Origin of the sequence: Sphingomonas sp. S2-65 (assembly GCF_021513175.1) — a bacterium.
GTDB lineage: Bacteria > Pseudomonadota > Alphaproteobacteria > Sphingomonadales > Sphingomonadaceae > Sphingomonas.
Genome location: NZ_CP090953.1, coordinates 1346739 through 1362738, shown reverse-complemented (window position 1 = coordinate 1362738; position 16000 = coordinate 1346739). Strand labels below are relative to the sequence as shown.

Genomic DNA, 16000 nt, shown 5'->3' with positions numbered 1-16000 from the left:
TAGGTGCGCCCTGGCAAGAGGACTAGGGGATGGATGCAAGTGCGGGGCGGGCCAATATCGGCCTGATCAGCGCGATCGTGGCAGTGGCCACGATCGGTGGTTTGTTGTTCGGATACGACAGCGGCGCGGTGAACGGGACCCAGCCGGGACTACGGGCGGCGTTCTCGCTCGACGATGCAGGGCTTGGCTTCACGGTGGGCTCGCTGCTGATCGGCTGTTTCATCGGCGCCTTTTTCGCCGGAACGCTGGCTGACCGCCTCGGGCGGCGGAACGTCATGCGGGTTGCCGCGGTGCTGTTCCTGGCCGGCGCGCTGGTGCAGGGCTTCGCGCACGAGCACTGGTTGTTCGTGATCGCCCGGATCATCGGCGGCATGGCGGTCGGCGCGGCAAGCGTCTTGTCGCCCGCGTATATCTCGGAGGTCGCCCCGGCGAACATTCGCGGTCGGATGACCACCGTGCAGCAGATCATGATCATCGCCGGCCTTACCGCCGCGTTCGTCGTGAACGCAGCGCTCGCCGGAGTCGCCGGACAGTCGACCAACGAGCTTTGGCTGGGGCTGGAGGCGTGGCGCTGGATGTACCTGATGCAGGCGATTCCGGCTGCCGTGTTCCTCGTCGCGCTCTTCTTCATTCCGGAAAGCCCGCGCTTCCTGGTGTCGAAGGGGCGTCACGAGCATGCGAGCGCCGTGCTGACCCGTTTGTTCGGTGAAACCGTGGCTCGCACCAAGCTCGAGGAGATCCGCGGAAGCTTTACCGCCGATCATCGTCCGAGCTTCCGCGACCTGATCGACCCGGTAAAGGGCGGTGTGCGTCCGATCGTCTGGGCGGGGCTGGTCATCGCCGTATTCCAGCAGCTCGTCGGCATCAACGTCATCTTCTATTACGGATCGACGCTGTGGCAGGCCGCGGGCTTCACGGAATCGCAGGCGCTGACGACGAACATCATCTCCGGAACCGTGTCGATCCTTGCCTGCTTCGTGACGGTGGCGCTGGTCGACAAGATCGGCCGCAAACCGCTGCTGCTGATCGGTTCGGCCGGGATGGCTGTCACGCTGTTCGTGATGGTCTACGCCTTCTCGACCGGTACCTTGGTGGGCACGCAGTTGAACCTGCCGGGCCATATGGGGCAGGTAGCGGTCGTCGCGGCGCTCGCTTATTCTGCGTTCTTCAACATCAGCTGGGGCCCCGTGATGTGGGTCATGCTCGGCGAGATGTTCCCCAACCAGATGCGCGGTTCGGCGCTGGCGGTTTGCGGGTTTGCGCAGTGGTTCTCCAATTACCTGATCGCGCAGAGCTTCCCGCTCATGCTGTCGGGGCTTGGGCTCGCCACCAGCTATACCTTCTACGCGGTTTGCGCCGTGATCAGCTTCTTCCTGGTGCAGAAGTTCATCAAGGAGACCAAGGGCAAGGAACTGGAGGCGATGGAGGGCTGAGCTTTCCGTTTGCGTCTACTGATAGGTGCTTGAACTATGGGGACGGCGCACTCGAGTGCGCCGTCCCTTTTTTGTGTAGGCGTCGCGCGATATTCAGCGTGCGCCGACGCCGCCAGTGGCTCTCGCTAATCGCCGGAAGGTGCGTCCGGGCCGCCGGCATTAGGCGCAGCGAAGACTTCGTCTGAACCTTCGGAATGGTGGAAGCTCGGCGTATCGTCCCGAGTTCCATCAAGTGCCGAGGCAGGAGCCATGTCCTCGCTGAACTCCGGTTTCAAAGCGAACAAATCGCTGAGCGGGCCGGACATCGTTATTCTCCCTCTTTAATCTTACACATCCTAAGTAGCACAACAACGTGCTCTAGATATTATATGTTCCTGCTTACTATGAGTGGATAAATCAGACTTAATGTATGTTTGCACGTTATGGATTAGATCATCGTATCATTACGGGTGCGTATCGGTATCGACTTGTTTTTCCAGGTACGACAAATGTTTAGCTGGCGATAAACTTGTCGAAGCAGAACTATTCTGCTTGACGGGAAAGTTTGAAGCAATAGCCTGCGATCTTGCGGAACGTCTAAGGGGACTCCGCGCCAAAAGGGGATACTCATGACGGTGGTTCGGGAATCACGTACGTTCCGTGCGGCATTACTGACTTCAGCGGCCGCGTTTGGCATCAGCTTCGCGCCTTCCGCGATCGCGCAGGAAGTCGCAGGCCCCGTCGACCGGCCGGTCATCGATCAGGCGCAGCGCGCGGCGCAAGGCGCCGGGTCTCCGCTGATCGATGAGAACCAGAGCCTTCGTGAAGCCTATGCACCGCGCGGTCGCGAGATCATCGCGGCACCGACACCGCAGATCGTGATCGGTGCGCCGGGCACGCCCACGACGGCGCAGGACCCGAACAACGTGACCGGGGTCGGTCAGATGATCGTCGACCAGCAGGATGGCTTTATCGGCACCTGTACCGGCACGCTTATCAATCCGCGAACCGTGATCTTTGCCGCCCATTGCGTCAACGATCGTGCGGCCAATGCCTATGGGCAAAATTCGGGCGGCCAGCCGATCGGCTTCGGGTTTGGCAACGACAACAATCGGGCCGGGGCGAGTGCGTTCGGCGGATGGCTGAACGGCGTCAATGGCGTTCGCTACGCCACCACCGTTTCGCGCAACATGTATGACGCGAACTACGTCGCGTATAACCCATTGTCGACGGAGCCCGCGGCGAACAGCTTCCTTTACGGCGACGTTGCGCTGGCCTCGCTCGACACGCCTGCCGAGAATGTCCCGACCTGGGCACTGATGTTCTCCCAGTTGCCGAACCCCGGCGCGATCGGGGCCGCGGGCACCGGCTATCATGTCGTGCTGGACGGCTATGGCCGCAACGGGACCGGCACCACCGGTTCGATCGGGAGCGACTATCGGCGGCGCATTGCCGAGAACATGCTGGGCGCGCTTGCCTCGATCGACGATTTCGAGGGCTTCCTGTTCGGGGAATCCGGCGGCCTCCCGCAAAACCTCTACTGGATCGATTTTGACGATCCCCGCCGGGGCACTGCCGCCGCCGATCCGCGCGACTTCAACGCGTGGCGCGACCAGCCGACGCCGAACGAAGGCATCACCGCCGCCGGGGATTCCGGCGGGCCGCTGATCCTCGACCGCGGCTATGCCAAGCAGCTGGTGATCGGCGTCCTGTCAGGCGGCTATACCCAGTTCTTCAACGGCGCGCCGAACAACGGCTATGGCACCGCCAGCTTCTATCAGCCGCTGTACCTCTATTGGGACTGGATCGCGGCCAACAACCCGTATCACTATGTCTCCGCCAAGGCCGGGAACGGCAATTGGAACGACGCGGCGCACTGGGTAACCAACCTCGATCCCAATTATTATGTGCTGAATGCCAGCGGCCAGCTGGTAAACGGCGTACCGACAGATGCGGGCACGAAGAACACAGATCAGCCGGGTTACGGCCAGGCGTGCTACCAGTCGGGCGGCGTCAGCGACTGCTATGACGTCGCGACTGGTGTTGAGACGGTCCGCGCTGGGCCGGTCGGTTCGGCAGACAATGACAAAGCCACGGTCAGCACGACCACGCTGGCAGGTGGGGCGACCAACAACGCAGCCCAGTTATCGGCTGGAACGCTCGAGGGCGCGGCAACTGCGCAGCTAACCCGCGTAGTCGCGGAAGCCCAGGCGGCCATTTCGGCACAGGCGCTTCCGGCAGCGACGCTGGCCAACGGACTGCCTGGAGCAAGCAACTTCGTACCCACCAATTTCGACGGGGACCGCCTGACCAACACTGCGCCGCGATATTTCGATGTTACCTTGTCGGCAGCCGGCACCACTACCCTGAATACAGCCGCCGTGGTCGACCGCTTTACGCTGGCAGGTGGCGGCGCGATGCTGGACATCGCGGCCGGCGGGTCGCTGACCAGTCTGATGGACATCATCCAGGCGACAGGTACGATGCAGGTCAATGGTGTGCTGAACACCACCAGCGACTATTTGATGATGTCGGGCGGGCTGAACGGTACAGGCACGCTCAACGTGCCCTTCTTCTCCAATATGGCCGGCACGATTGCGCCGGGTACGGCCGGGACGATCGGTACGCTTACCTTCCGCGGCAACCTGATCCTTGCCTCGGCATCGACCTATCTCGTCGACCTTTCCAATACTGGCGCATCCGATCTAATCCGAGTGCAGGCCACCACGTTCAATGGAACCACGCCCACCAACGGCCAGGCAAATCTCGGGGGCCGGCTCGGCCTTGGTTTCACCAACGCGCTACGTGCCAACCAGAGTTGGACTATCCTCACTGCGCAGGGCGGCATTACCGGCCGGTTCGATACCCCAGGATCGATCAGTGCGATCCTCACGCCACGACTGACCTATACGGCGAATGCAGTGCAACTCGCGATCGATGCGGCGAGCTATAGCACGGTGATCGACGGCAACTCGGCGGTGCAGCGCGGCTATGCCAGCCTGCTTGATCAGAACCGTTCGAACGCCAGCCAGTTCGACGGCATCTATGGACCGCTCGACCTGCAGGGCGCAGCGGCGATCCGTGCAACCTTCGAGGGGCTCTCTCCAACTACGGAGACCACGGTCCGCGCCCTCGGCCTCGCCGCGGTGGATACGATGTCCGGCATGATCCGGGACCGGCTCCAGACGCTGGATCCGATCGTCAGCGGAGGCACCATCGCCCATATCGGACAACCGCTGCGCGTCGCTTCGACAAGCCTGGCCAACAGCTCCAATCTTGCCGCTCGCCCGCTGCTCGACGGCAGCGAGCAGGCGCGCGTGGAGGAAGGCGCCTTGCCCGAAGACATGAGCGCCTTTGTCGCTGGCGGGTATATGGACGGCGATAGCGAGCAGATGCCGAGCGCGATCGCAACCGGCCGCGACAACTTCGACGGTTGGTATGCCGCCGCCGGTATCGAGAAGATGGTCGACGCGGAGAGCGCGATAGGCTTTGCGATCTCGTACAGCGACCTGACCAGCGACGGCGCCGTGGCCGCCCATCGCGCCGAGGGGCAACTGGTTCAGGGAACGCTTTACGGAAAGTATCAGCCGGCGAGCGGGCTCACCTTTGACGTGCAGATGAGCGCGGGCAAGTTCGACACGACCACCCGGCGCACCGTGGCATTCCCAGGCAGCACCTATACGCTGACTGCCGATGACAGCGCGCTGGCCTTCACCAGCGAAGTCGGCATCGGGTACCGTATGGACCTGAGCAGCCTGTTCGCCTTAACGCCTCGGATCGCCGGCCGGACCAGCGTGATCGATTTTTCAGACACCGTGGAGCGCGGCGGGCCAGTCGCGCTACGCTATCGGCGTCAGAATCTCGACAGCCAGCAGCTGCGCGGTAGCTTGACGCTGGCGGGTGGCGACATGGCGATCAAGCCGTTCGTCACCGGCACCTATGTTCATGACTTCGCCGATCGCCCATCGGTGTTCGTGGCGAACTTTGTCGGGTCGCAAACGCCGGGCGCGCTGTTCGGATTGGCAGGTATCGATCGCGAATGGGCGGAAGTGGCCGGAGGTATCACCGTGCGCACGGCGGGCGTCGATCTGTCGATTGCCGGTGAGACCACGATTTGGCGCGACGAGGTCAAGAACCGCAGCATTCGGGGGTCGATCGGCATCCGCTTCTGAGTGCTGGCACCTGGTAAGGAGAAGGGCCGCCCCATGGGCGGCCCTTCTTTGTTGCTCTCACCCCCTGCTCGACGGCGGGAATAGCCTAAACGACTGAAAGGCGTCGCGGGATTACCCCGAGGTCAGGAGTGCTTCGTTGAGGTGCCTCCGTAACGCCCAAGAGCGCGTGGAAACTTCCTAACAGAAGCGAGCACCAGCGTAGTGAACGCGGGCTCTTAAACCCCCTGACGGATCAGATAGCCAGGCTGGCCGGGCACGCGGACCTGAAACTGGAACAAGTCGCCGGCTAGAGGCTCCTTCTCCTTGTCGGCGTGCGTGACGTGCTTGTTAGCCGTGGTGGCGAACACCGTCTTCAGGTCCGGGCCGCCGAACGCGATCTTGGTGATGGCGCTGACCGGGAACTTGACCTCTTCGAGCAGTTCGCCCGCCGGTGAATAGCGATGCACCGCCCAGCCATTGTAAAGGCCGACCCACACACAGCCTTCGCTGTCCACAACGCACCCGTCGGGAAAGCCCTGGCCGTAAGGAATGCGCACGAACTCACGCGGATTGGTCAGCATGCCGGCGGCATCGATGTCGCAGGCATGAATGATGCTGCCGATGGTGTCGACATGGTAGAGCGTCTTGCCGTCAGGCGAGACCGCCGGGCCGTTGGTGATCGCCACCAACGGCGTGGTGGGCACGCATGCGCCGCCCTCAGCCAGGCGGTAGACCGCGCCGGTGATTGCTTCCTCGCCGTCGTCCATGCTGCCGAACCAGAGCCTGCCTTCGGGATCGACGGTAGCGTCGTTCAGGCGGTTGCCTGGCTTGTCCGGCTCAGGCGTGGCGATAGGTGTGAAGCTGCCGTCATTCTCGTCGAACCGCGCTACGCCGGTTTGCAGGCCTGCTGCAAAGCCGCCGCTTGCGATCGGCAGCACGAAGCTGACCTGACAGGGGGCGTCCCAGCTTTTCTTGTCGCCGTTGGCGGGATCGTAGCGGTGGATCTTGTGGCTCTTTATGTCCACGAACCAGAGTGCCTGATCCCGTTCGACCCACACCGGCCCTTCGCCAAGAGGCGCACGCAGATCCCAGACGCTCACCGGATCCGACGTCACCACCTTGTTCATTACCGCCATCCTGCATCGACGAAATATTCGTGGCTGGTTACCAGCCGAGCATCGTCCGAAGCAAGGAACAAGGCCATGGCGGCGATGTCGTCCGGGACCAGGCGACCCTTGAGGCATTGGGCGCCGACGATCTCGGCTTCGCCCTCAGGCGTGTACCATTTCTCCTGGCGCGGTGTCTTGACGTTACCGGGGACGATGCAGACCGAGCGGATGTTATCAGCGCCAAGATCGCGCGCCAGGCTACGGGTGAGACCTTCGATCGCGGCCTTGCAGGTCTGGTAGAGCGGCAGCTCGGCAAGGGCGAGGTGCCAGGAGATCGAGCCCAAATTGACGATCACGCCGCCGCCGCTGGCCTTCATGCCGGGGGCAACCGACTGGGCAGCGAAGAACAGGTGGCGCAGGTTCACTGCGAAGCGGTTGTCCCAATAGTCGGGCGTGACCTGCTCGATGGTGTGGCGGTCGTCGTTGCCGGCGTTGTTGATGAGGACATCGAATGCGCCCTCGGCATCGACAAGGCGCTCGATACTGGCCTGAAGTGCTGGGACATCGGTCAGGTCGACATGCTCGTACGCAGGCTTGTGCGCGGCATCCGCCAAGCTATCGACCAGTGCGTGCGAGTCCGCATCGGCAATGTCGAAGAAAGTCACGCGCGCCCCTTGGCGGACGATTCCCTCGACCAACCCGGCACCGATGCCCGAGCCTCCGCCGGTGATGAGAACACGCTTGCCGCGAAGGCTGGGATAGACGGCGCGCAGGTCTTGCGCGAGCGGCGCGGCTTGAAGGTCGGACATGTCAGTTTGCCTTGTGATCACGAGTGCAGCAGGCCGCGCTGCGCCAGGTTTCGCATGAGGTCGCGAATCCCAAAGTTCCAGGGCGCGGCCGCTTTGGAGGTGGTCACGCGGTTAACCAGCGTGCCCAGCTTGGGCGTTGAAATGCGGACGACGTCACCCTCCTTGTGCGTGAAGCCGCGGCCGGGGTGATCGCGGTCTTGCACCGGCGCGAAGAGAGTCCCGAGGAAAAGGGCGAAGCCATCGGGATATTGATGCTCGCTGAGCGCCTGGCGGACGAGTTCGGTGGGATCCCGACTGATCTCGCTCATCTTGTTGGTACCCGTCAGGGTGTAGCCTTCAGCCCCGGTGATCCGCAGGTCCACCACTGCCGACCGAATATCGTCCATGGTGAAGCTGCCGTCGAACAACCGGATGAACGGACCGATGCTGGTCGACGCGTTGTTGTCCTTGGCCTTGCCGAGCAGGAGGGCGCTGCGGCCTTCAAAGTCCCGCAAGTTGACGTCGTTGCCCAGTGCGGCACCCTTTGGGGTACCGCTGCTGTCGACGATCAGCACGACTTCGGGTTCGGGGTTGTTCCAGTCGCTGTCCGAGCGGATGCCGATGTCACCGCCCCAACCGATCGCCGACAGAACAGGCGCCTTGGTGAATACTTCCGCGTCCGGGCCGATCGCGACTTCGAGATATTGCGACCACATGCCGGCGTCGATCAACGCCGCCTTCAAGCTTGCGGCCTCGTCGCTGCCTGGAACGACCGAGCGGATGCCCGAGCCGACTTTCGCCTCAAGGTCGCCCCGGATGGTTGATGCCTTGTCCGCGTCGCCACGCGCCCGCTCTTCGATCACGCGCTCGATTGCCGACAACGCGAAAGTGACGCCGCAGGCCTTTACGACCTGCAAGTCGATAGGGGCGAGGAGCTGGAGTCCCTGGGGCGTCCCAAGCGCGTCTGCCGAGCCGATAACCGGACCGTCGAGCGTCACGACATCATCGCGATCGAGCAAGTCGGCCGTGGTCGGCGCGACTGCCGAGAGGTCGTGCACCTTGCCGCCGCGCAGCAACACTGGAGTGGGACCCGCATCCAACAGGACGCGCCCGACTAGGACCGCCTCTGCGTGATCGTCAGGCAGCAGCTCAGCAGGATATGAAGCTTCCAAGATCCTCATCCACCCTTATGTTTTGATAGCGTTACCATTCTGCCGCCAACGCAGCGCTGTCAAGCGATCAGCCGTACAATCCTTTGGCGCACTTTTCAAATTTGCTTTATCATTTCACCCACGATCACATCGCGCGGACGCATTTCTGTGCCATCGCTGGTCTGAATGACGTGCCAGGGCCCGAGCAGATCGGCAGCGACGATCGTTTCGTAGTTCGCGCGCACGCGCTGCTGAAGCGCGATGTCCGCTTCATATTCGTCAAAGTTGCGGTCGGTGTAGCTGCGCTGTGCCTTCTGCAGGATCAACTCTCGGGCGAGCGCCCAAGGCGTATCGAGGTAGAAGGAGCGGCTCGGGGCCGGGAGTGCGAACTGCTCGGTTTCGAGGCGCAGGATCCAGTCGATCAGCCCACGCGTGGCCGCAGGCTCTACGCGCGCTCCTTGATAGGCCATGTTGGAAGCAATGTAGCGGTCGAAGATCACGACATCGTGCGTGTCGCAAGCCTCGGCGATCTGGGGCCGCCACTCGCGACGATCCAACGCATACAGCACGGCTGCAGCCTCGGCGGTAACGGGTACCGGCATGTCGCCGGCGAGATAGCGACCGATGGTAACGCCGGCGGCAGTCTCACCATATTGCGGAAAGCCGATGACGACGGCGCTGCGTCCGGCGGCGTTTAGTGCCTCGCATAGCCCGCGCGCGGCGGTGTTCTTGCCGACGCCATCAGCGCCTTCGATTGCGATCAATCTGCCCATGGAGTGCGCCTTACGCGGCTCCGCAGGGTCAAGAAAGGGGCGTCTGCTCAGTGGAAAGCGACGGTATCCGGCTTTGCGAGCAGCGCGCATGCGCCCTGGGGGGCGAGGGGAACGATCGCCAGCAGCGGCGCCGGGCCGCCCGCCTGGCGTACCAGCCAGCCAGGTGCGGACGGCTGGGGATGATCGGGTGCGAATGCGATACCGGTGCCGTCAGTGATCACGCCGAGCGTCTGGGGCGGGTTAGGCCAGCGGCCGCTCAGATACTCCAGGAGCTCGAAGGCGGCTTCCTGGAGCGCGCCCTCTTCGGTGTCTTCGGGACAAAAGCCCTCTGGGCAGGCGCTGATCCGCGCTACTTCGGAGAAATCGTCGCCGCGCCACCAGACGAGACGCAGGCTATCGGACGAATCGAGTTCCAGGCCCATCAACAGGCCTGATCCGTCGAGCAGTGGGCGGGCGAGGCGGGCTACCGATTCGGCCAGGGCAGTAAGCCGGCGATTAGGTCGCGGCAGTTCCGTCCATCCCTGCGTCACGTTGGCCATGTCGGTGTCGTTGTACATCAGGGCTCCCCTCAAAGACCTGAGTACATTATAGAATGACTATGCTTCGAGCAGTGCCGCGCGCGATCAATGAAGTGCGGTTTTGCACAGAATTGTGCCGGCGCCGAGGACGCTTTCCATCGTATCGGTGGTGTCCGTAACCGCCGCGATCGTGCTTGCACTGATTTCGAGCGCTTCTACCGCGCTGACGCTTGCCAGCCGGTTGTGCGGCAGGCCTGCGTCGGGGAGGAGGCTGGCGGTGGGGGCCGCAGCAGCGGGGCGGCGCTTGGCTGCGGGGCGGTCGGACTCGGCCATCACGGCGAAGCGGGGATCGGCGGCGGCGATCTCGGCGATGGTCTTGGCGGCGCGCTTGGTGATCTGGCGGACGCGCTCCTTGGTCACGCCGGTTTCCAGCGACAGATCGTCGAGCGTCGAAGCCTGGAACACGCGGCGGGCGACGATCTCGCGGTCGCGCTCGAGCTTGGCTTCGAGCTTGTCGAGCTCGGCGGGATCGATGCCGTGGGTGGCGGTCTTGAGACGCGGGCCTTCGCGGCGCAGCGCTGCTTCCTGGCGCTTGGGGCGGGGACGGCGGGCGAGCGCTTCGATGCCGACCTTGCGCAGATGATCGACATAGGCGTCGATCAGCGAGGAGATGGCGCCGTCGGCGAGATAGTCCGAGGCGGCGGCTTCGGTGCGCTCGAGCGCGTCTTCGTCGACGAGCATCGCTTCGGGCGAGATTTCCTCGCCGTCGGGGCCGGTGGCGAGCGCGCTCAAGGAGACGGTGGTCGCTTCGACCTTCTTGGCCGAGGGACGCTGGTCGGTCATCAGGCGGAAGCGCAGGCTCTGGAGCTCGCCGCGGATCTGCCAGTTCACGAAGGTGGTGAACTGCGCCTTGGCGGGGTCATAGGCTTCGATCGCGCGGTGGACGGCGATCGCGCAGCACTGCTCGGCATCGTCGAAATGCGCGACCAGGCCGTACTGGCGGACGAAGTGGCGGATGCGCGGCGCGATCAGCTTGAGGATCTGGGCGAAGGCACGGTCCACAGTGACGCGCTGGCGGTTGGTACGCGGCGCATCCTTGGGCGTGTTCTCGAGAACGACGGCAACAGCGGCCTCGAGCGCGATCGTGGTCTTCGACATTGTTTTTGGCTTCCCCTGGTTCGCGGCGGCGCGCTGGGGCGCTCCGTTCACAGGGCGATCAATGCCGTTAACTAGTTAAAGGACTGATAAATCTTCACATAGGTGGAAGTGCGTAGTCGGGCACTTCTACACGGGGAAAAAGTTCCGACTATCAGAAGGTTAATGCCCGCTAACGCTGATCTTTCATCGCGCCAGGGCTCCTATAAAATTCATTATAGGAGGAAAAATCAGGTGGCGGCGAACTGATCCGGACGAATTTTCCGCTCGATGAACCCCAGCAGCCATTGGCGGTGGGCGCGGGTCGCGTCGCCCGCGCTAGCGATTCGCTGTTCAGCCGCGGACGAGCCGATCTGAGCAGAGAGCAGCATGCGCGCACGCCCTGCATCGATTCCCTCTGACAGAAATTTGCGGGCGTCTCCAAGGCCGAGATGATGGCCAAGATAGGCGGCCTTGGCGAGCGTTTCCGCATCGTTGCGGACGCGCACGCCAGACTTTTCGAGCCGCTCCAGATTGCCCTTGGCCAGGTCCGCGACACCGAGGATCGACGCCTGCGCGTCGTATCGCAGGGCCAGCAATTCTGCACGGGCGCCGACCTGCACGCGCCCCCGTCCGTCCAGCCAGCCGCGTTCGGCGGCATAGCCATTGAGCCACGTGCCGGAGGTCTGGGCCAGCTCCTGCCAAGTGCCGCTGAGGAATTGGCCCAGCCCCGCGGCACTGGAGCGCGGATTGCGGGAATGGGTGTTCCAGGCTCCGTCCGCGCCCTTTGCCGCTTCTGCATCGACGATCGATGCCAGGGCGGATGCTGGAATTCCGGTGCGCGTCTCGGCGAGGGCGAAAACGCCAGCATAGCGGGCGTTCGTGCCGAGCTGAAGGCCGCCGCTCGCCACGCCAGCGACGGGGGCGGCGATGATCGCCGCGGGCTGCGTCAAACTTTGCCGATCGACGCTCCCGCGACTCGGTTCGCCGGAGTGACTCGAAGTGTTCTGATCCTGCCGGGCCGCCTGGGTGTGGCACGAACAGGCGCATTGGCAGGCGCAATGCGGGAGAACCCCGCTGCTGGCACCAGCATCGCCGCTGAGCAGCCCGAGCAGCGAGTCCATGTTGATGCGGTTGCCCGTCAGCGAGGCGGTGTCACGGTCGCCCTTGCTGTCGCCGTCTCCGAGCGCGGCGCGCCACAGACGGTTGGACAGCGCAGATTGCGCCTCGGTGAAAATCACATTGGCGCGCTGAGCGGGCGTAAGACTGGCGAGCTCGGTGCGGGCGATCACTGGCCGCGTCCCTTCCGGCGCGCGGCGATGAACTTGGCCGCGGCGATGTCATCGATCGCACCTTGCTCGGCGACCGCAACGGTGCGCTCCGCATCGTCCTGGAAACGTTCGGCGGCACCTTCGATCGCGCGCATGGTGCCATAGACCTCGACCGTCTGGGCGCGCAGCTTGCTCAAGCGGCCTTGGGCGTGGTTGGCGGCTTCATCCAGACGGACGCGCTCGGCCTTCATCCGCGCGGTGTAAGCGTCGGATGCGAAGGGCATCGAATAGGCGAGCGCACGCTCTTCGCGGAGCGTCGTCTCATGTGCACGCGCTTTGATGTCGAGTGTCGAGATCCGGTCGACCTCGGTGCTGATCGATGCCTTCAAGGCGTCGACTTCGCGGCGATGGACGCGAAGGGCGGTGTCGAACGGGGTCATTGGACGGTGCTCACGATGTCGGCCAGCGCGGCAAAAGCTGCATCGGCATGGCCTGGGTCATGCTTGCCCTGGTTGAGGAGCTGTTCGATCTGCGGCGCGAGGGCTACGGCCCTATCGACTTCCTCCGAGGACCCCGCTTTGTACGCGCCGAGCCGAACCATTTCCTCCATGTCGGAGAAGGTCGACATCAGCTTGCGGGCGGCGATCCGCGTCGCATTCTGTTCGTCGTTCATGCAGTGTGGAAGCGTGCGCGAAACGGACTTGAGAATATCGATTGCCGGATAGCGCCCGCGCTCGGCGATGGCACGGCGCATCACGACGTGCCCGTCGAGGATGCCGCGCACTGCATCGGCGACCGGCTCGTTATGATCGTCGCCGTCGACCAGCACAGTGAACAGGCCGGTGATCATACCCTTACCCGGCGCTCCGGGACCGGCGCGCTCGAGCAGGCGGGGCAGCTCGGCGAACACGGTGGGCGTATACCCTTTGGTGGCGGGCGGCTCTCCCGAAGCGAGGCCGATTTCGCGCTGCGCCATGGCGAAGCGCGTGACCGAGTCCATCAGGCACAGGACGTTGAGGCCTTGGTCGCGAAAATGTTCGGCGACCGCCATGGTGGTCCAGGCGGCCTGACGCCGCATCAGCGCGGGCTCGTCGGAGGTTGCAACGACCACGACCGACCGGGCCATGCCTTCGGGGCCAAGATCGTCCTCGATGAATTCCTGTACTTCGCGGCCGCGTTCGCCGATCAAGCCGATCACGGCGACGTCGCAGTTGGTCCAGCGTGCAAGCATCGACAACAGCACCGACTTGCCGACGCCCGATCCGGCGAACAGACCGAGACGCTGGCCGAGGCATAGCGGCACGAACAGGTCGAGCGTACGTACTCCGGTTTCTACGCGATGGCCCACCCGGGAGCGATTGGCGGCGGCGGGTGGCGACGCCTTGATCGGCTGGGGGTCTGCGCCGTTTGGTAGTGGGCCTTGACCATCTACTGGACGCCCGAGACCGTCTATCATCCGGCCAAGCCAAGCCGAGGAGGGGCGGACGCTGAACTGGCCGGCCGCGAGGTCGGCACGTGCGCCAAGGCCGACCCCTTGCGGGTCGGTGAAAGGAAGGCAAAGCGCAACTTCACGATCGAGCGCCGTCACTTCGGCCTCGACCTTGCCATTGGCACCGAATATCTCGACCCGGCTGCCGATCTGAGCCACGCCGGTAAGTCCCTCGACTTCGATCAACGCGCCGCGCACGGCGACCACGCGCCCGAACCGGCGGTCGGGCACCATGTCGCGAATTGCGCGGGCGGCACTGGCGAGCGTCTGCACCGGCGTCGAGCCTCAGGCGGCCTGGGCTTCGTCGGCTTCGGTCTCGAACGCGATCAGATCGCGGGCGGCGGAAAGCGCCCGATAATATTCCCCCTGCGCAATGTCTTGCGCGAACGCGATGCACGCCGACCGTGCCGCGTCAGAAGGAAAACGGGCGACCAGCATGCCGAGCAGCGTCACAACCGTTTCCTGATGCGACGAACGATTGTCGGGATCGATATAGGCGAGCATGGCAGCGAAATAGAGCTGGCGGGCAGGGGTGGTCGCTTCCTCGGGACGCATCACTTCGCGTCCGCGCAGGATCGACACCTGGTTTTCGACGACGAATTGCGTTCGGCCGACGGCGCGAATTACCGCGCCGTTGATGATCGCCTTTTCTCCATCGCGAAGCGTGATGCGGAGCATGGAACAAACCTTTTCCTGGGTGTTGCCAGCATTATAGAGGCGCCCGCGCAGCGTGACGCGAATGGGCGGCAAATTTTGCCTATCGCGGCGGATCGTGCCCGCACGGCTCAAGAACAGGCGCCAAATTTCACCCTTCGTTGGGCCGAGCCGTTCCATCTCCTACAATGCTACACGTGGCTCGCGGCAACGGCGGGCAATCGTCAGGAGTGCAAGACTTGAGCCTTTATTCCGCTCTCTACGCCGGTGTGTCCGGTCTCAGCGCACAGTCGGCCGCGATGGCCACCGTCGCCGACAACATCACCAACATCAACACGGTCGGGTATAAGGGCGTCGAAGCCCAGTTCCGCACACTGGTGACGGACGGCCGTGCGAAGGCCAATTACTCGGCAGGCGGCGTCGCCGCAGCGCCGACGGCACTTGTGTCGAAACAGGGCCTGCTACAGGCTTCGGGCAGTTCCACCGACCTCGCCATCGATGGCGGCGGTTTCTTCATCACCCGCACCGGGACCGGCGACGACAGCTCTGTCGCGTTCACACGTGCAGGATCGTTCAAGCAGGACGAGGAAGGGTTCCTTCGCAACTCGTCCGGCCTGTATCTGCAGGGCTGGCGGCTGGATGGCGCCGGTGACTTCACCAATACCGGCAGCCTGGACAAGCTTGAGCCGGTCCGCGTGAGCGATCTGGTAGGCACGGCTTCGCCGACCACCCGTTTGCAGCTGCGCGCCAACCTTCAGTCGGACGCAACGGTCGGTTCCGCACAAGCGTCGTTCGATCGCTCCTTCGAAGTCTATGACTCGCAGGGCGGTGCGCACGAAATGACCACCACTTTCAAGAAGACCGGGTCGAACACCTGGAGCTTCGAAGTCAGTTCGCCCGACGCGACGCCTGCCGTGATTGCAGGCGGCACGATGGAGTTCAACGGCGACGGCAGCATGAAGTCGATCACCGACACGACGTCGGGTACGCCCGTCGCGGTGACCGGCGAGTATAAGGTGAAGCCGAGCTGGGCCAACGCCGGTGCGGGGTCTGAGTTCATCACCCTTGAGCTCGGCACGCCGGGCACGCCGTCGGGCGGCATCAATGGCATCACTCAGTTCGGCGGCCCGTCCTCGGTGGTCTCGTCGAACGTCAATGGCGGCCTCCTCGGCAACCTGGTCAGCGTCGACGTCAACAAGACCGGGCGCGTGACTGCGATCTTCGACGACGGCACCACGCGTGACGTGTTCCAGCTGCCGATCGCGACCTTCCAGAACCCGGACGGCCTGACTCGCCTGTCGGGCAACGCCTATACCGTCAGCAAGGCATCGGGCGGCGTCACGCTGAACACCCCGGGCTCGCTCGGCGCTGGCGACATCGCGTCCAACTCGCTGGAAGCCTCGACGGTCGACCTCGCCAGCGAGTTCACCAACATGATCCGCTTCCAGCGCGCATACAGCGCATCGTCGAAGATCATCACCACCGTGGACGATATGCTCCGCGAAGTAAGTGACCTGAAGCGTTAACTTTTAAGAGCGAGACGATTGGCG

General features: G+C 63.8%; 14 protein-coding genes. 3 read left to right on the top strand and 11 right to left on the bottom strand.

The features are described from left to right. The first annotated feature begins 29 nt into the window (after window positions 1–29). Window positions 30–1433 (top strand): sugar porter family MFS transporter, encoded by a 1404-nt coding sequence (locus tag LZ586_RS06410; protein ID WP_235078846.1) that lies wholly within the window; start codon window positions 30–32, stop codon window positions 1431–1433. A gap of 125 nt (window positions 1434–1558) precedes the next feature. Here the strand turns inward: LZ586_RS06410 and LZ586_RS06405 are convergent, their stop codons facing one another. After that, window positions 1559–1738 (bottom strand): hypothetical protein, encoded by a 180-nt coding sequence (locus tag LZ586_RS06405; RefSeq protein ID WP_235078845.1) that lies wholly within the window; start codon window positions 1736–1738, stop codon window positions 1559–1561. Window positions 1739–2041: 303 nt separating this feature from the next. Here LZ586_RS06405 and LZ586_RS06400 point away from each other — a divergent pair, with 303 nt between their 5' ends. Then, window positions 2042–5584, top strand: coding sequence for an autotransporter domain-containing protein (locus LZ586_RS06400; protein ID WP_235078844.1), 3543 nt, complete (start codon window positions 2042–2044; stop codon window positions 5582–5584). A gap of 215 nt (window positions 5585–5799) precedes the next feature. On the opposite strand, the gene LZ586_RS06395 is transcribed toward LZ586_RS06400, so the two are convergent. From LZ586_RS06395 to LZ586_RS06350, 10 genes are all read right to left on the bottom strand, one after another. Next, window positions 5800–6690, bottom strand: coding sequence for an SMP-30/gluconolactonase/LRE family protein (locus LZ586_RS06395; RefSeq protein WP_235078838.1), 891 nt, complete (start codon window positions 6688–6690; stop codon window positions 5800–5802). Next, on the bottom strand, window positions 6690–7481 hold the full coding sequence (locus tag LZ586_RS06390) for an SDR family NAD(P)-dependent oxidoreductase (RefSeq protein WP_235078836.1): 792 nt from the start codon (window positions 7479–7481) through the stop codon (window positions 6690–6692). Before LZ586_RS06390 ends, LZ586_RS06395 begins: the two co-directional genes overlap by 1 nt. Before the next feature lie 17 nt (window positions 7482–7498). Next, entirely contained in the window at window positions 7499–8641 is a 1143-nt protein-coding gene (locus LZ586_RS06385; protein ID WP_235078834.1) for a fumarylacetoacetate hydrolase family protein, read from the bottom strand. Window positions 8642–8727: 86 nt separating this feature from the next. Beyond that, a complete protein-coding gene (locus LZ586_RS06380) occupies window positions 8728–9384 on the bottom strand; it encodes a dTMP kinase (RefSeq protein ID WP_235078832.1) in 657 nt (218 codons plus the stop codon). A gap of 47 nt (window positions 9385–9431) precedes the next feature. Continuing rightward, on the bottom strand, window positions 9432–9941 hold the full coding sequence (locus LZ586_RS06375) for a hypothetical protein (RefSeq protein ID WP_235078831.1): 510 nt from the start codon (window positions 9939–9941) through the stop codon (window positions 9432–9434). Between the two features lie 66 nt (window positions 9942–10007). Continuing rightward, window positions 10008–11060 carry a sigma factor-like helix-turn-helix DNA-binding protein gene (locus LZ586_RS06370; RefSeq protein ID WP_235078830.1) on the bottom strand — a complete coding sequence of 351 codons (1053 nt, stop codon included), beginning with the start codon at window positions 11058–11060 and terminating at the stop codon, window positions 10008–10010. A gap of 227 nt (window positions 11061–11287) precedes the next feature. After that, a complete protein-coding gene (locus LZ586_RS06365; RefSeq protein ID WP_235078828.1) occupies window positions 11288–12328 on the bottom strand; it encodes a peptidoglycan-binding protein in 1041 nt (346 codons plus the stop codon). Next, complete coding sequence (locus tag LZ586_RS06360; protein WP_235078826.1) at window positions 12325–12747, bottom strand: hypothetical protein; 423 nt, start codon at window positions 12745–12747, stop codon at window positions 12325–12327. The genes LZ586_RS06365 and LZ586_RS06360 overlap by 4 nt, the downstream gene beginning before the upstream one ends. Beyond that, window positions 12744–14069: a flagellar protein export ATPase FliI gene (gene fliI, locus LZ586_RS06355; RefSeq protein ID WP_235078824.1), complete on the bottom strand. Its 1326-nt coding sequence runs from the start codon at window positions 14067–14069 to the stop codon at window positions 12744–12746. The genes LZ586_RS06360 and fliI overlap by 4 nt, the downstream gene beginning before the upstream one ends. 12 nt (window positions 14070–14081) lie before the next feature. Beyond that, the gene (locus tag LZ586_RS06350; protein ID WP_235078823.1) at window positions 14082–14474 is read right to left on the bottom strand and encodes a flagellar biosynthesis repressor FlbT; all 393 of its coding nucleotides are present in this window, start codon (window positions 14472–14474) and stop codon (window positions 14082–14084) included. Window positions 14475–14689: 215 nt separating this feature from the next. On the opposite strand from LZ586_RS06350, the gene flgE reads away from it, so the two are divergent. Further along, window positions 14690–15976, top strand: coding sequence for a flagellar hook protein FlgE (gene flgE, locus LZ586_RS06345; RefSeq protein ID WP_261346039.1), 1287 nt, complete (start codon window positions 14690–14692; stop codon window positions 15974–15976). The last annotated feature ends 24 nt before the right edge of the window (window positions 15977–16000 follow it).

Excerpts from the sequence above, each read along its gene's own strand:
- LZ586_RS06405 (WP_235078845.1), bottom strand. The coding sequence starts at position 1,738 with ATGTCCGGCCCGCTCAGCGATTTGTTCGCTTTGAAACCGGAGTTCAGC.
- LZ586_RS06360 (WP_235078826.1), bottom strand. The coding sequence starts at position 12,747 with ATGACCCCGTTCGACACCGCCCTTCGCGTCCATCGCCGCGAAGTCGAC.
- LZ586_RS06380 (WP_235078832.1), bottom strand. The coding sequence starts at position 9,384 with ATGGGCAGATTGATCGCAATCGAAGGCGCTGATGGCGTCGGCAAGAAC.
- LZ586_RS06370 (WP_235078830.1), bottom strand. The coding sequence starts at position 11,060 with ATGTCGAAGACCACGATCGCGCTCGAGGCCGCTGTTGCCGTCGTTCTC.
- LZ586_RS06375 (WP_235078831.1), bottom strand. The coding sequence starts at position 9,941 with ATGTACAACGACACCGACATGGCCAACGTGACGCAGGGATGGACGGAA.
- LZ586_RS06400 (WP_235078844.1), top strand. The coding sequence starts at position 2,042 with ATGACGGTGGTTCGGGAATCACGTACGTTCCGTGCGGCATTACTGACT.
- LZ586_RS06385 (WP_235078834.1), bottom strand. The coding sequence starts at position 8,641 with ATGAGGATCTTGGAAGCTTCATATCCTGCTGAGCTGCTGCCTGACGAT.
- LZ586_RS06390 (WP_235078836.1), bottom strand. The coding sequence starts at position 7,481 with ATGTCCGACCTTCAAGCCGCGCCGCTCGCGCAAGACCTGCGCGCCGTC.
- LZ586_RS06410 (WP_235078846.1), top strand. The coding sequence starts at position 30 with ATGGATGCAAGTGCGGGGCGGGCCAATATCGGCCTGATCAGCGCGATC.
- LZ586_RS06350 (WP_235078823.1), bottom strand. The coding sequence starts at position 14,474 with ATGCTCCGCATCACGCTTCGCGATGGAGAAAAGGCGATCATCAACGGC.
- LZ586_RS06395 (WP_235078838.1), bottom strand. The coding sequence starts at position 6,690 with ATGAACAAGGTGGTGACGTCGGATCCGGTGAGCGTCTGGGATCTGCGT.